The following is a 15,005-nucleotide window of genomic DNA, read 5'->3' on the forward strand; positions in this document are numbered from 1 at the left end:
TGATATGAAATTTGCCCCGATGATGCGGCGGTTTCATATCGACGTCGAGATGGCAGTCTTTATTTCAGGCGCCTAAAACAAAAACGCCAGCCTCGAAAGGCTGGCGTTTTCTACTTACAAAAGAAGGCTAAATCAGGCCGTCAGGGCTGCAGCTATCTTTGCTTCAGAAGAGATGTACTGGCTGTTCGAGAGGATCTGCACGCCCAGCATGGCGATGCTGTGTGCAGCCCGGTCCGTAATCTGGATCTCGGCATTGCCAGTCGTCCACCGTGCGGTCTGGTTTTCCAGGGCGCTCCAGCCGGAAAGCGTCTCTTCCTTCAGGTGAGTGGAAAGGCTGGTCGTGCTGCCTGCGTCATAAAGAACAACGCTGCCAACGAGCACGCCGAGCTGGCGGCGATCGTCCACAAACGCTCCGATAACGTCTGAAGGACGGCTCGTCCGAGACATCAGACGCACGCTATGGACGTTCTGCGGAAGCATGAACATGGCGTAGCCATTGGTCTCACGCATCTTGCGCAGGATCGTTCCATCTTCTGTAACGAGGTGCAGGTCTGCATCTTCTGTCAGTGTGACGGACTGAGAATTGTCACGCACGCCAGCTGCCTTGGCGCGTGCCGCAATGGCGTGGAATACCGGCTCAACCGATGCACGAGCTGTTGTCAGTGGAGCGGCGGCATCTTCTGCCCAGTTCTTAACGGTTCCACCGATGCTGACCACTGCACCATCCTGCTGGAAGGAGCTCCGGTTGCCGGTGTTCAGGTAGCTCTCGGTCAGCAGACCATTTGCCGTGATGACAGAGTGTTCTGCCGTCTCGATGTGGAAGTACTCGTAGGATGTGATGGACAGATCGTAGTGGATGGAACGACCGTTCACCAGCATACGGGCAGGGATGAACTTGCCATCCAGGAACAGGCAATGCTCAGGAGTGACCAGCAGATCCTGATGGGGAACGCCTGCTGCGATGGCATCTGCAAGGATACGAACCGGATAGCCGGCTTCATCAGCCGGAAGATCGGCGCGAACCGTCATGCTGCGGCGACCGGCCCATACGACCGGGCGGACTTCCTCGCTGCCGGCAACATTCACGATAACGCTGTCGCCAGCTTCAAGGTTTTCAACAGCAACTTCACCAGCCGGTGTCAGGATCATTGAGCCCGTCAGGAAGCAGGTCAGTGTGGAGTTGTTGCCGCTGCTGGAAGAGCTGAAATCTGCAGCCTTGTAATATGTGCCCTGCGGATTCTTGGCAGAATAAATGGTGCTGAGCGTCTTGCCGCTGCTGTCCGTAACGGTAATGACGCCATCGCCTGCATCCACAAGCTTCACAGCGCCGTAGGAGTTCACGAATGTGATGGTATCGCCGGGTGCAACATTCGAGAAGCTGACATTGGTTGCGTAGGCGTTAACGCTCACAGAGCTTCCCGCTTCCGGAGAGCCGAATTCAAAAGTCAGCGGACCAGAAGCGCTGTAAGCGTTGGTGTCCGTGAAGGAACCGCCATTGACCTTGATTGTGCCTGCCGGAAGCGTGCTGGCATTCAGCTTGAAGTTCGTACCGGCATTGATAACAAGCAGGGAGTTGCTGCTCAGGGTGAGCTGCTGGACTTCTACTGTCTTGTTGTTGTTGAGATCTACCGTTCCGTGAATGGTGAGACTGTTTACGGCAGTGGCGGGGCTGCCCGTAACAATGGTTTCCTGCCCGTCAGTTCCGAGGTCGCCACCGGCTTGAGGAATTGAAGACCAGTCTACGGTGTTCGTCACGTGTTTGTTCCAATCAATAATATGTCTGGGTATGGCCGTGGCGGACAACCGAACTGACGGCCAGAAGGTGCGCATTATTACGTTCGAACAAAACTAACAGTCAATTGCATTTTGAAAAAATACAAACATTTCATGAATGGGTAAGCTAGGGCACACGACGCGGTTGCTAGCTTCCTGAAAAGGGAGCAGCCATAAAAGTCCAAATAAATGAGAAGATTAGAGCGTCGGAATTTATCCGACAGCAGCCTTGAGTCCTTGCCCGGCGGCAAGCGGACAAAGCGGCAGCATGGCCAGAAGGCAGGCGCCCAGAAGGTCGAATCCGGCTGCGGGAGAGGCTCCGAGCTGACCTGCATAAGACGATGCGGCACCGAAAATCAGAACAGGTGTCGCAAGCGGCAGGACCAGTAACGGCAGGAGAACGCCTCCACGCCGGGCGCCAAGCACCACAGACGCTGCCATGCCGCCCAGTAGAGACAGACACATCGTGCCGAGCATCAATCCGAGAAGAAGCAGGGGAAGTTCGCCGCTTTTGACGCCCAGCATGATCCCAAGCGGAACAGCGGCGATCAACAGAGGCAAGCCTGTTGTCAGCCAGTGAGCGATCATCTTGGCAAACGCTACGGTATAGGCGGGCAGGCCAGTCAGCATGAGCAGATCAAGGGAGCCGTCTTCCAGTTCTGAGCCGAACAGACGGTCCAGTGGAAGCAGGGAGGCAAGAAGAGCGCAGACCCAGACAATGCCTGGTCCCATATGGCGTAACAGGTCCGGGGAAGGACCAAGTGCCAGCGGGAACAGGCTGCCACACAATATAAAGAAGAGTAGGGATGCGAGCGTATCGGCACCGAACCGGTAGGCCATACGGAGGTCACGGTCGATCAGGGCAAGAAAAGCAGTCATGACAGCCAGAGCGGTTCAGCATTCGCGAGAGACGGCAGCTCATGCGAACGGGTGTTTTCAAGGGGCAAGGGAACATGCGTGGTGACGATCATGGCACCCCCTTTGGCGCGATGCTCTGCCATGATTGCGCCAAGCCGTTCGATACTCGCCACGTCCAGCCCGACAGTGGGTTCGTCCAGAAGCCAGAGAGGGGCACCGGACAGCATGACGCGGGCAAAGGCAGCACGACGTTTTTGTCCCGAAGAGAGCAGGCGCGCAGGCAGGTCCGCCAGAAATGTCAGGTCCAGCGTCTCCAAGACTTCATGCATGTGTCCTGTCCCTAATTTTGCAGCGAGGGCAAGATTCTGGGTCAGCGTCAGTCCGGGCTTCAGTGCATCCTGATGGCCCAGCCAGGCGAGCTCCGTCTGGCGTTCGACCGTTCCGCCGTCCGGTTTGCGTAGTCCGGAGATGGTTCTGAGAAGTGTGGATTTTCCGGCACCGTTCGGGCCGGTCAGGATCATCGCATCCCCAGAAAATAGTGAGAGAGAGACACCATCAAGCACCAGTCGGTCTCCGCGGAACACCGTGACATCCCGGACGTCCAGAAGGGGCGGAGGAAGCGCGGAAGGCGGAGGCTGGGGTGTCATGTGTTGTATTCTGTCTCGTTCACAGTCCTCCCAGACTTAGAGACCCTGAAGGGAAGAACTGCAAGGGGCGTCCGAAAAGCTGCAATATGGTGAATTCTCGCAGTCAGGTGAAGGAAAGGTCTCGATAGCTGTAGCGAGGTTCGTTATGAGGGCTGGACGACGGAACGGTCGTGCGTCTTCTGAAGGGATATCCGGAACTGACTGATCTGGTGTTACAGGCGAGCGCAATCGCCAAGTCTTTTGATGGCAACGAAATTCTTCGTGGTCTGTCACTTGATGTTGAACGTGGCGAGCTGATCTCGATCATCGGGCCTTCAGGCTGTGGCAAGTCCACATTCCTGCGGTGTCTCAATTTTCTGGAGCATCCTGATGCAGGGACCGTCCGTATTGAAGACGTCACCCTGACTTGCACCGGAAAGCACTGGACGCGTGCCAACGAAGCACAGGCCCATCGGCTGCGTGCGCATGTCGGCATGGTGTTTCAGGCCTTCAATCTTTTCCCGCACAGAACCGTCATCGATAACGTCATGATGGCGCCCATGCACGTGAAGGGCATCTCGCGGGATGAGGCACAGGCCACCGCCTGTGGCCTGCTGGAGAAAGTTGGTCTGTCTGGCGTCAAGAACCGTTATCCAGACAGTCTGTCAGGCGGTCAGAAACAGCGTGCTGCCATTGCCCGTGCGCTCGCCATGAAGCCTTCCGTTATGTTGTACGACGAGCCGACTTCCGCGCTTGATCCGGAACTCTCCGAAGAGGTTCTGTCGGTCATGCGGGATCTGGACGATGACGGCATGACCCAGCTTATCGTGACGCATGACATGCGATTTGCCCGAGCCGCCTCAGACCGGGTGCTTTATGTAGAAGGCGGGGAAATCGTGGAGAGCGGTGACCCGGACCTGATGTTCGCCAACCCGAAAGAGGGGCGCACACGGCGCTTCCTGCGGACGCTGCTGTCATGAACAAGTTCTTCGCGTGTCTTTTTGCGCTGGCGCTCACGCTTGTGCCATTCGTTCATGCCGTAGCCGCTGACGAGCAGGCGGCCACACCGCTGGTCGTTCCGGGAGCCAAGGACAGTACGGACCTGCCCTGGGCCTCGGACGGTGAGGCCAATGTGCCTTACGTGTTCCATGATCCGGAACATGAGTCCCGCATGACCGGCTTCGAGTACGATCTGGTCAATGCCATTGCTGAGAAAATGCACCGCAAGGGGCGTTTCATTCAGAATGACTGGGATGGCCTGATCCCCGGTCTGTCCCGCGATCTTTACAGCATGGTCGTAGACGGCATCGAAATGACGCCGGAGCACAAGGCGGCCGTCCTGTTCTCGCGTCCCTATTATGTGACGAGCGAGCGGATCATCCTGCGCAAGGACGAGACCGGCCTCGACACGATGGAGGCTCTCAAAGGGCACAAGATCGGGACCATCAAGGACACGACGGCTGAGCGTATGCTTCGTCGGCAGGGTGGTTCAACCATTCGCTCTTATGAAGAAGAAACGAACGCCTTTTCCGATCTGCGGAACGGACGGCTGGATGCGATCCTGCTGGATGCCCCAATCGCGATGTACTATGGGAGCATTTCCGACGACATGAAGCTGGTGGGTGAGCCTATCGGTAGCATGGAATATGGCATTGCCTTCGCGCCCGGAAGCCGGGCCCTGCGTGATCAGGTTGATGCGGCCCTTGGTGAACTGATTCAGGACGGGACACTCCATCGGATTCTGGCTCGCTGGAACCTCTGGACTCCTCTTATGGAGAACTACACCGGCGACCATACTCATCCGGATATCGCTCCGGCGGAATGGGACCGTTATCGGGCCGCCATGGCCAGCACGACGGGAAACAACTGGAAAGTTCTGGTTCACCGTTATGTTGGTTTCCTGCCCTTGATCGGTCAGGCCGCTCTCATGACGCTGGCCGTTTCCGCGTTGGCCATGGTCCTTGCGGTAGCGCTGGGCTTGCTGCTTGCGCTGGCCCGGCATTATGGCGGAGCCGTGCTGCGTTTGACGGCGGGTTTCTACGTAGAAATCGTACGTGGCACGCCGCTGTTGATTCAGGTGCTGTTCATTTTCTATGGCCTACCAGCGTTCGGTATCCGTCTGTCACCGTTCATGGCGGGCGTTCTATCCCTTGGACTGAACTACGCCGCCTATGAAGCCGAGAACTATCGTGCGGGTCTGCTGTCCGTTCCGCGGGGCCAGATGGAAGCGGCGATTGCTCTGAACATGACGCACTGGCAGGCCCTGCGTCTGGTTGTTGTGCCGCAGGCGTTCCGCACGGTGGTGCCTGTCATGACCAACGACTTCATTTCCCTGCTCAAGGACAGTTCGCTCGTTTCCGTCATTACCCTGACAGAACTCAGCCAGACCTATGTGCGCCTGTCATCCACCTATTATGATTATTTCGGAACTGGCCTGATGGTGGGGGCTGCCTATCTGTTGCTGGGCCTGCCCTTTGTGCGTCTGGCCCGCATGGCAGAACGCCGTATGGGACGCAGCATGGGCGGCAATATAGGGCATCATTAAACGGCCGAAGTTCGTGCTGGGCCACTCTGGAAGTGGCCCATGCCTTTCAAGGCGTTTTGGGAGCGGACGGATCTCTGGTGGGGGCAATGGGGATTGCATTTGCATCCAGCTTGCCATCGAACCCCTTGCGGACCAGATCCGTCCATCCTGGCATCCAGGCTTTGACGTCGGAAATGAATTTCTGTGCGGCAGGGTTGGCCTTGATGCCATCCTTGGTCCAGACGGGCGGAGGCGCCAGAAGTTGGCGTGAGCCGGGCTCGATTGGGGCAATCAGAGTTTCCACAGCTTCAATCTGGACGCCCTGAGTGCCTTGCGCCGCGGCGTGATACCATCCGAGCGTGATCATGAGCGGTGGGATGGGAAAGCCCAGCGTGTTCATCCGATCGAAAGCTGCACTCACAAAAGGGCTGCCGTTGGGAGACCCGGGCATGATGAACGCATTGCCGATATAGGCACATTCTTCCACCATCCCTTGTTTTTCTACAATCTGGGATGCGTAGTTCCGGTCATCATGGCAGGGGCGTTCCAGATCATCCACAGCCTGGGGCGGGAGGGGCTGCTGGCTGGCTTCCACGACTATGACGCCCGAAACGACACCAAGCGAGGTTCTGGCCAGAACCTGTTGAGAGATCTCGCCGTGTGGTCCGGTGCGGGCGGCCAGAATAGGGTGCCAGTCTCCGGCTGGAAGGGGAATGATACGGCCAGCCAGACGTAGTCCCCCCTGTTGGGTAATGGCGGGATCCGGGGCCGTCACACTATCAGGGCTATTGTTCGGCGCGCCGCCGCCATTCCCCTGTGCGGATTGTACAGGGGCAGAACTGGTTCCCGGGGCTTTTCCCGGAAGCCATGGAAGATGCTTCTTTAGTGTGGGGGTAGGAAAGAATGCTGCCATTCCCATTCCCCCGACCATAACGAAAAGGCTTGTGCGCCAGAGCGGCGCACGGCGCCAAAGTCGACCAAATGCTGTCATGGATCAGTGGCTCAGGCGACCGAGCTGTACATCGGCATCCTTTGAGATTTCAGCTCTGACGCCATCGTCTCCGGCAGAAAGCCGGACCATCTTTGCACCCTGCTGTCGTGCGACAATCAGGCTTTCGCTGACCATATCCTCAATGGAGCGCACCAGATCGCGAGCGCTGGCCCCGCTTCCAAGATTCTTCTGCTTGACCATGACCTGGAACAGCAGGGCGGCATCAATGCCGCCTGTCTCCACATGGAGGCCGTAACTTTCAATCATGGCTTCGATTTCCAGAGCCGCAACGCGTGCCAGATCCAGGCCTCTCAGGGCACGGAAAACAAAGATCCGGTCGAGGCGGTTCAGAACTTCCGGAGCAAAGCCAGCCCGTTTGAGGGCCTCCACAGATTCGGCGCGCATCTTGTCCGGCTCATTTTCAAGCCGGTCTGCAATTTCCGTCAGGGCGTCGGTTGCGATGTTGGACGTCAGCATGAAGATGGCGCGTGTGGTAGAAACCTGCTCGCCGGTGGAGGCTTCCGTAACATGGCCGTCATTCCAGGCGGTCAGAAACTTTTTGAAGACATCTGGGTGGGCCTTTTCGATTTCGTCCAGCAGAACGACCGCATCTGGTTGATCCTTGAGACCGCCCGTCAGCTTGCCGAACGTGTCAGAGCCCACATAGCCTTTCGGAGAACCAAAAAGCTGGGTTGCTGCATGAGGGCTCGACATCTGCGTCATGTCGAAATGCAGGAGGGGCCGTTCCATCTGCTTTGCGATCTGTTTGGCCAGATAGGTCTTGCCTGTTCCAGGGGGGCCAGCCAGCAGAAAAATTCCGACAGGCTTGCCACGAACCTGAAGGGCCAGGCGCCGCCGAAGCTGTTGGGCAATATCTTCGCAGACGCGATCCTGTCCAATGACACGGGCGCGGAGGGACGCGGCGAGTTCTTCCGCATCAATGACGGTTTCGCGCTGTTCGCGGGCCATGAGTTCTTCGAGGGCGCCGCGATTGGTCAGCCGGCTGAGAACATCCATGATCAAACCTTTCCTCCGACGCAGCCCACGGCGCGCCAGTTTTTCAGCAGAAGTTTCATAGGCGAGGCCTAGAGCAGTGAGTGCTGCGCCTGTCCCGGCGAGGGGCAGGTAAGCAGGGCGCATCCAGTCTATGGCTCGCCAAAGTCCGTCCAAGGACAGATGTAGCATGACGGCCACCTGAATAACCGCCAGAATCAGGAAGGCCGCCATCATGAGTGGCATGGCCCGGTTGAGCATGGGGACGATCGACTTAAGCACCGGGAGGCCTTTACTGAACAATCACGTCAAGCACGATACGCTGGGTCAGCGCAGTCAGGCTTGGCAGGGCTTCGGGGCCAAGAGCGGTCAGGGCGCCGATGGTGAGGGCGGGGGCATGAGGCATGGTGACGGGATCAATCGTGACCTGCGCTGCTTCCGCAATCGGGAGTACGAGGTGCTGGAATTGCCCTGTCAGCACAATGCGCTGCGTGAACCCCGACACTGTAACATCAACGGTTTGCCCTGTAACGCCTGCGCCATCAAGAACAGGCATCTCCACAAGCCGCATGTCGCCCCGTCTGACGGCAGCCAGGATGCTGCTTTTCTGTTGTTCCGTGAAACTGGTGCCTGCCAATGCTTTAGGAGCGTCCCCAGGAGCAATCATGGAAAGCTGGGCATCTGCCTGGAAGGTTGAAGCAGCGCTGGCTGTCTGATTGCCAGATGGGGAAGCAAGTGTTGCCGCCGCTGGCGTTGAAGTAGAGTGCGTAAAGAAAAAAGCTCCCGCCCCGATGGATGCAACGGCCAGAAGGGTTCCTCCCGCCCAGAGTGAACGACTGCGAGGCGTTTCCTGCTGGGGGAGAAGTTGTGGTTTAGGCTCGGGCTGGGCTGTCATTGGATAGTCATCTCACCCCGACGGGCCTTCCAAAGCAAGCATTCTGCGCCCGGATAAATGTAAACAAATCTTTCGAATCCCCTGCATGGCAGCTTCCCTGTGCTTCTACTTGCATTGAGGGGAGTGAAGGCTTAAATAGATGCCATTCCATTCATCTTCCGCTCTTTTCGGGGGGTGGCCCTGACGGGCCGCCTTTTTTGTCTTGCCTCAACAGAACACATCTTCCGGTATCGAACTGCCCCACCTGACGGGTCTTGAAGCCCGTATTGCGGAGCGGATCGCGCCGACTCTGGCGGATCTGGGCTATGAGCTCGTCCGCCTTTCCGTTCTCGGGCGGGATACCCCGACCATCCAGATCATGGCTGACCGTGCGAACGGTTCTCTGATCTCCGTGGATGACTGCGAGCAGATCAGTCACGCAGTGGGCGCGATCCTTGACGTTGATGATCCAATTCCAGGCGCATGGATGCTGGAAGTGTCGTCCGCCGGGATCGACCGTCCGCTGACCCGCGCCAAGGACTGGGACCGATTCGCTGGTCATCTGGCCAAGGCAGAACTTGACGTTCCGTTAAATGGCCGTCGTCGCTTCTCCGGAACGGTGATGGGCGCGCGGGATGGCAAAGGTGTTATCCGTCTGGATGACGGTACCGAGGCAGAGCTGCCGCTGACGGAAGTCCGCAAGGCTCGTCTGGTGCTGACGGATGCCCTGATCGAGGCAAGTGCTGCCCTGTCAGGCGTTTCGTCCGACGAGGAAAGTGATGGCGAAGCGCCTCGCGTTCCGAAACTGAATCCGAAGAAGCCGGGGAAGAAGAACTAATGACCCGTCTCATGCTGGCTGGAGGTCCGATCTGATGGACACATCTGTTATCCGCCCTGAACTGCTGCTGGTCGCAGACGCAGTCTCGCGCGAGAAGAACATCGACCGCGAGGAAGTGCTGGAAGCGATGGAGCAGGCCATTCAGAAGGCCGGCCGCGCAAAGTATGGTCACGAGAAGGATATTCGCGCGACCATCGACCGCAAGACGGGCGAAGTCCGCCTCAGCCGCTGGACGGAAGCCGTTGAGCAGGTAGAGAATGAGGATACCCAGATCCCCATTCATATTGCCCGCAAGTTCCAGCCGGAAATCCAGATTGGCGAGCATCTTGTCGATCCGCTTCCACCGATTGATTTCGGACGTATCGCTGCACAGACGGCCAAGCAGGTCATCGTTCAGCGCGTTCGCGAATATGAGCGCAAGCGCCAGTACAACGAATTCAAGGATCGCGTAGGCGAGATCGTCAACGGTACCGTTAAGCGGACCGAGTACGGCAACATGATGGTCGAAATCGGCAATGCCGAGGGCCTTTTGCGTCGTGACGAACTGATCCCCCGCGAGTCCTTCCGCAACTCTGACCGTGTTCGCGCCTACATCTATGATGTGCGTGACGAGCCACGCGGCCCTCAGATCTTCCTGTCCCGTACGCATCCGGCTTTCCTTGCAAAGCTGTTTGCCCAGGAAGTGCCGGAAATTTACGACGGTATCATTGAGATCAAGGCCGTTGCCCGTGATCCGGGATCCCGCGCCAAGATGGCCGTGATTTCCCGTGATGCTGCGATCGATCCAGTCGGCGCCTGCGTTGGTATGCGCGGTTCCCGCGTTCAGGCTGTTGTGGCCGAACTGCAGGGCGAGAAGATCGATATCATCCCCTGGAGCCCGCAGGCTGCTACTTTCGTAGTGAATGCTCTTGCTCCTGCTGAAGTCAGCAAGGTGGTGATGGATGAAGAAGCCGGGCGTGTTGAAGTCGTGGTGCCGGATGAGCAGCTTTCGCTCGCCATTGGTCGCCGCGGTCAGAACGTCCGTCTGGCCAGCCAGCTGACGCGCTGGGATATTGATATTCTGACGGAAGCCGAGGAATCGGAGCGCCGTCAGGAAGAATTCCGTAAGCGCACGGGTCTCTTTGTTGATTCCCTCGATGTGGATGATGTGATTGCCAGCCTGCTCGTCACGGAAGGCTTCCATTCCATCGAAGAGCTGGCCTATACGGATCCGGGCGAACTGCATGATATCGAAGGTTTCGACGAGAGCGTTGCCGAAGAGCTGATGCTGCGTGCAAACGAGTATCTGGCTGGCAAGGAACAGGAGCTGGACGACAAGCGCAAGGCGCTTGGCGTGACGGACGATGTTGTTGACCTCGGAGTCTTCACAAACCAGATGCTGGTGACGCTGGGTGAGAAGGGCGTGAAGACGCTCGATGATCTGGCTGATCTGGCAGGTGACGAACTTGTGGACATCCTTGGCGCAGATGCCATGGATGAGGACGCCGCAAATGAAGTCATTATGGCGGCCCGTGCTCACTGGTTTGAAGGTGACGAATCGGCTGAAGCCGACAAGCAGGACGGGGAGTCGACCGACGTCTGATATTTCTGATACTGATAATGGTCCCATTCGCGGTGCTCTAGGGCGCCGCAGTTCAGAGCGGCGCTGCCTTGTAAGTCGAGAGCAGGGGCCGCCTGAAAGCATGATCCGTTTCGTGGTCAGCCCGGATAACCGGGTTGTGCCGGATCTGGCAGCAAAGCTGCCCGGTCGGGGAATGTGGTTGAGTGCTAGCCGGGATGTGTTAGATAGCCCCCGCACCCGTCAGGCTTTTGCACGTGCTGCGAAAGCCCAGGTGTCTGTACCGGACTGTCTCGCGGATCTCGTTGAAGCCGGGCTGGTGCAGAGGATGTTGGACGCTGTCAGTTTGTCCCGAAGAGCGGGACAGATTGTCTGCGGGTTTCAGAAATGCCGGGAGTGGCTCACTTCCGGTAGGGCAGGGGTGGTGATCCGTTCGGAAAGTGCAAGTCCGGACGAGTTCTCCAGACTGGTGTCGGGCCGGCGTTCTCTGCCGGTGGTGACAGTTCCCGATCGAGTCCTGGCTTCGGCGTTCGGCCGGGACCGGGCGGTCTATGCGGTGATGGCGCCGGGTGCGCTGGCACAGCGCCTGATCGCCGAACATGAGAGATTTTCGGGAGTGGCAGGACGTCCACTCCCAGACCCCACAGGGGTCAGTAAGGAACAGGCGGAACTATGAGCGACGGCAACGAGCGCAACCAGGACGGAACACAGACCCCATCACAGGGCGGCGAACAGACCAAGAGCGGCCGCCTGTCCCTACGCCCCGCAGGCCGCAAGGATGTTGGTCGTACAGTGGATGCCGGCTCCGTGCGGCAGAGCTTCAGCCATGGCCGGTCCAAGGTCGTGCAGGTTGAGGTTCGCAAGCCAAAGCGTGCAGCCTCTGGTCCGGGTGGCCCGGCAGGAGGCGGTGCACGTGGCGGTCGCGGTGCCGGTGCTGGTGGTCGTGCCCTGACGGCTGCGGAACTTGCAACGCGTCAGCGCGTCCTCGAGGCGCAGCGTAAGGCTGCGGCTGAAGAGGCAGAGCGTCGCGAAGCGGAAAAGATCCAGATCATGTCCGCTGCTGAAGCAGCGCGTCGTGCCGAGGAAGAACAGCGTCTGGCTGCGGAAGCCGAGGCTGCTGAGGAGGCTGCCCGCAAGGAGCGCGATCTTCACGCTGTCCGTACAGCCGAAGAAGCCCGTATCCACGCTGAGGAAGAAGCTCAGCGGGCTGCACGTCAGGCCGAGCGGGAAGCCGAAGAAGCTGCCCGCGCCGCTCCTCTGGATCCTCGTAATCATTCGACGGGCGGCGTTCAGCTGGCTGCTCCGGTTCAGCGTCTTCGTCCGTTGGCCGAGCGTGCCATCATGCCGGAGCGTCCCATCCAGACGGCTCGTCCCGCTGCCGCTCCTGCTCAGCCGCGTGGTGGTGAGACCCTGCATCTGCGTTCCCCCGCTGCAAACGCAGGCGGTGAAGACGAGCGTCGTGCACCAGCACGGCGTGGTGGTGGCGGTGCTCCGAGTGGGCCAGCGCAGCGTCGTTCTGCACAGCCTTCTCCCCGCAAGGGCGCTGGCGGCGGTAGCGACCGGCGTAGCGGACGTATTGACGTTCGTGCAGCAATTGAAGGTGATGACGGCAAGACCCGTTCACTGGCTTCGGTCCGTCGTCAGCGTGACCGTGAGCGCCGTCAGGCCGAGCTGGAGCGTCTGCGTTCTGATCAGGTTCGCGTCGTTCGTGACGTGATCGTTCCGGAGACCATCACGGTTGCCGAGCTGGCGAACCGTATGGCATCCCGCCAGGGTGAAGTCATCAAGTCCCTCATGAAGATGGGTGTGATGGCCACTGCAACGCAGAGCATTGATGGTGATACGGCGGAACTGGTTGTCGAAGAATTCGGCCACCGCGTGAAGCGTGTCGCCGAGAGCGACGTTGAAATTGGCATCGAGGGTGTCGAGGATCGTCCGGAAGACCTGAAGCCCCGTGCTCCGGTCGTTACCGTGATGGGCCATGTCGACCATGGTAAGACGTCCCTGCTGGACGCTCTGCGGGCTGCAGATGTGGCTGGTGGCGAAGCTGGTGGCATTACGCAGCACATCGGTGCGTATCAGGTCACGGCCCCTTCTGGTAAGAAGATCACCTTCATTGATACGCCGGGCCATGAGGCATTTACCTCCATGCGTGCTCGCGGTGCATCCGTGACGGACGTGGTTGTGCTGGTAGTTGCAGCGGATGACGGCGTCATGCCGCAGACGATCGAAGCCATCAAGCATGCCAAGGCTGCGAATGCTCCGATCATTGTGGCGATCAACAAGATCGACAAGCCGGGTGCAAATCCGGATCGTGTCCGTCAGGAACTGCTCAGCCACGAAATCGTCGTGGAAGCCATGGGCGGCGATACGCAGGACATCGAAGTGTCTGCTCTCAAGCGGACCGGTCTGGACAAGCTGGAAGAAGCTATTCTTCTTCAGGCTGAAATGCTTGACCTGAAGGCCAACCCGGATCGCGTGGCTGAAGGTACGGTTATCGAGAGCCGTCTGGATCGTGGACGTGGCCCTGTTGCTTCTGTTCTGGTTCAGAAGGGCACCCTTCGCCGGGGTGACATCGTTGTCGCCGGTGCGGAATGGGGACGTGTCCGTGCGGTTCTTGATGACCGTGGACGTCAGCTCAAGGATGCTGGCCCATCTATGCCGGTGGAAATCCTCGGTGTGACGGGTGTTCCTGGTGCAGGCGAGCCGTTCGTTGTTGTTGAAAACGACGCCCGTGCCCGTGAGATCAGTGAGTTCCGTCAGCGCGTGATCAAGGACAAGCAGGCTGCAACGCAGGTTGCCGCTCGCGGAACGCTTGATCAGATGCTGGCGCGTATTCAGGCTGGTGATCAGAAGGAAGTTGCCCTTCTCATCAAGGCTGACGTGCAGGGTTCCGCTGAAGCAATTGCGACGACGGTCCAGAAGCTTGCCCACGAAGAAGTTGCAATTCGGGTTCTGAACGCCTCTGTGGGTCAAATCACGGAAAGCGACATTCAGCTGGCCAAGGCTTCCGATGCCATCATCGTGGCGTTCAACGTTCGTGCGACAACGCAGGCTCGTGAATTGGCGCAGCGTGAAGGTGTGGACATCCGCTACTACTCCATCATCTACCAGGTGGCGGATGACGTAGAGCAACTCGTGAAGGGCAAGGTTGCGCCCAAACATCGCGAGAAGTTCCTGGGCTATGCGGAAATCCGTCAGGTCTTCAACATCACGAAGACTGGCAAGGTTGCCGGTTGCTATGTCACCGAAGGCCTCGTCAAGCGTGGCTGTGGCGTGCGTCTGCTGCGTGAGAACGTGGTCATCCATCAGGGTGAACTCAGCCAGCTCAAGCGCTTCAAGGACGACGTCAAGGAAGTGGCTCGTGGTTATGAGTGCGGTCTCTCCTTCGCAGGTTACAATGATCTGCGCGAAGGCGATGTCGTCGAATGCTACGAGATGGAAGTGATCCCGGCTTGAGCTCACGTTCCAGAAATGACCTGAAGGGTCCGGCGGGCGTCTCGGCCCACGGACCAAGCACCCGTCAGCTTCGGGTGGCAGAAGAGGTTCGCCGTGCCCTGGCGGAAATCTTTGCCCGCACGGAATTCCGTGACCCTGAACTGCTGGACGTTCGTGTGACTGTGACGGAAGTTCGGATTTCTCCGGATTTTCGTCATGCAACGGCTTTTGTAACGCGTCTGGGCCGGAGTGATGTGGAAGAGGTTCTTCCCGCTCTGAAGCGGGTTGCCCCTTTCCTGCGAAACGGGCTGTCCAAGATGCTTCGGCTCAGGACTGTTCCTGAAATCCATTTCCAGCCAGATACGGCGCTGGATAATGCGATGGAACTGGATCAGCTCTTCCGGTCTCCGGAAGTTAAACGCGATCTGGAAGACTGATTTGAAAAGCTCCTTCTGATGTTTGTCAGGAGGAGTTTTTTGCATTTACCCGTCTGACTGGTCTATCAGCGCCCGATCATGGACAAAGGGTGCTG

General features: G+C 58.5%; 13 protein-coding genes. 7 read left to right on the forward strand and 6 right to left on the reverse strand.

What is annotated here, in order from left to right:
• Nucleotides 1-132: 132 nt before the first annotated feature.
• The 3 genes from GFR01_RS01105 to ccmA form a co-directional block, all read right to left on the reverse strand.
• Nucleotides 133-1,755 (reverse strand): Hint domain-containing protein, encoded by a 1,623-nt coding sequence (locus GFR01_RS01105; protein WP_099180950.1) that lies wholly within the window; start codon nucleotides 1,753-1,755, stop codon nucleotides 133-135.
• A 231-nt stretch (nucleotides 1,756-1,986) separates the two neighbouring features.
• The gene (ccmB, locus tag GFR01_RS01110) at nucleotides 1,987-2,652 is read right to left on the reverse strand and encodes a heme exporter protein CcmB (protein WP_099180951.1); all 666 of its coding nucleotides are present in this window, start codon (nucleotides 2,650-2,652) and stop codon (nucleotides 1,987-1,989) included.
• Nucleotides 2,649-3,278, reverse strand: a complete 630-nt coding sequence (gene ccmA / locus GFR01_RS01115) for a heme ABC exporter ATP-binding protein CcmA (RefSeq protein WP_099180952.1) — start codon at nucleotides 3,276-3,278, stop codon at nucleotides 2,649-2,651. Before ccmA ends, ccmB begins: the two co-directional genes overlap by 4 nt.
• Nucleotides 3,279-3,448: 170 nt before the next feature.
• On the opposite strand from ccmA, the gene GFR01_RS01120 reads away from it, so the two are divergent.
• Both GFR01_RS01120 and GFR01_RS01125 read left to right on the forward strand, forming a co-directional pair.
• On the forward strand, nucleotides 3,449-4,237 hold the full coding sequence (locus GFR01_RS01120) for an amino acid ABC transporter ATP-binding protein (RefSeq protein WP_373317574.1): 789 nt from the start codon (nucleotides 3,449-3,451) through the stop codon (nucleotides 4,235-4,237).
• A complete protein-coding gene (locus tag GFR01_RS01125) occupies nucleotides 4,234-5,802 on the forward strand; it encodes an ABC transporter substrate-binding protein/permease (protein ID WP_099180953.1) in 1,569 nt (522 codons plus the stop codon). The genes GFR01_RS01120 and GFR01_RS01125 overlap by 4 nt, the downstream gene beginning before the upstream one ends.
• Before the next feature lie 46 nt (nucleotides 5,803-5,848).
• Here GFR01_RS01125 and GFR01_RS01130 read toward each other — a convergent pair whose 3' ends face one another.
• Genes GFR01_RS01130 through GFR01_RS01140 form a run of 3 tightly spaced genes read right to left on the reverse strand, consistent with a single transcriptional unit; the run spans nucleotide 5,849 to nucleotide 8,660 of the window.
• A complete protein-coding gene (locus tag GFR01_RS01130) occupies nucleotides 5,849-6,772 on the reverse strand; it encodes a hypothetical protein (protein WP_099180954.1) in 924 nt (307 codons plus the stop codon).
• 3 nt (nucleotides 6,773-6,775) lie between these two features.
• Nucleotides 6,776-8,026 carry an AAA family ATPase gene (locus GFR01_RS01135; RefSeq protein WP_063904390.1) on the reverse strand — a complete coding sequence of 417 codons (1,251 nt, stop codon included), beginning with the start codon at nucleotides 8,024-8,026 and terminating at the stop codon, nucleotides 6,776-6,778.
• Between the two features lie 31 nt (nucleotides 8,027-8,057).
• Entirely contained in the window at nucleotides 8,058-8,660 is a 603-nt protein-coding gene (locus GFR01_RS01140) for a hypothetical protein (protein WP_099180955.1), read from the reverse strand.
• Nucleotides 8,661-8,862: 202 nt separating this feature from the next.
• Here GFR01_RS01140 and rimP point away from each other — a divergent pair, with 202 nt between their 5' ends.
• From rimP to rbfA, 5 genes are read left to right on the forward strand one after another with little or no spacing between them, the layout of a single operon-like run.
• On the forward strand, nucleotides 8,863-9,477 hold the full coding sequence (gene rimP / locus GFR01_RS01145; RefSeq protein ID WP_099180956.1) for a ribosome maturation factor RimP: 615 nt from the start codon (nucleotides 8,863-8,865) through the stop codon (nucleotides 9,475-9,477).
• A gap of 34 nt (nucleotides 9,478-9,511) precedes the next feature.
• A complete protein-coding gene (gene nusA, locus GFR01_RS01150) occupies nucleotides 9,512-11,059 on the forward strand; it encodes a transcription termination factor NusA (RefSeq protein WP_010500891.1) in 1,548 nt (515 codons plus the stop codon).
• Complete coding sequence (locus GFR01_RS01155; RefSeq protein ID WP_408870361.1) at nucleotides 11,007-11,711, forward strand: RNA-binding protein; 705 nt, start codon at nucleotides 11,007-11,009, stop codon at nucleotides 11,709-11,711. Before nusA ends, GFR01_RS01155 begins: the two co-directional genes overlap by 53 nt.
• Nucleotides 11,708-14,494, forward strand: coding sequence for a translation initiation factor IF-2 (gene infB / locus GFR01_RS01160; RefSeq protein WP_099180957.1), 2,787 nt, complete (start codon nucleotides 11,708-11,710; stop codon nucleotides 14,492-14,494). Before GFR01_RS01155 ends, infB begins: the two co-directional genes overlap by 4 nt.
• Nucleotides 14,491-14,910 (forward strand): 30S ribosome-binding factor RbfA, encoded by a 420-nt coding sequence (rbfA, locus tag GFR01_RS01165; protein WP_016737639.1) that lies wholly within the window; start codon nucleotides 14,491-14,493, stop codon nucleotides 14,908-14,910. The genes infB and rbfA overlap by 4 nt, the downstream gene beginning before the upstream one ends.
• The last annotated feature ends 95 nt before the right edge of the window (nucleotides 14,911-15,005 follow it).

The organism is Gluconobacter frateurii, assembly GCF_002723955.1.
Classification (GTDB): Bacteria; Pseudomonadota; Alphaproteobacteria; order Acetobacterales; family Acetobacteraceae; genus Gluconobacter; species Gluconobacter frateurii.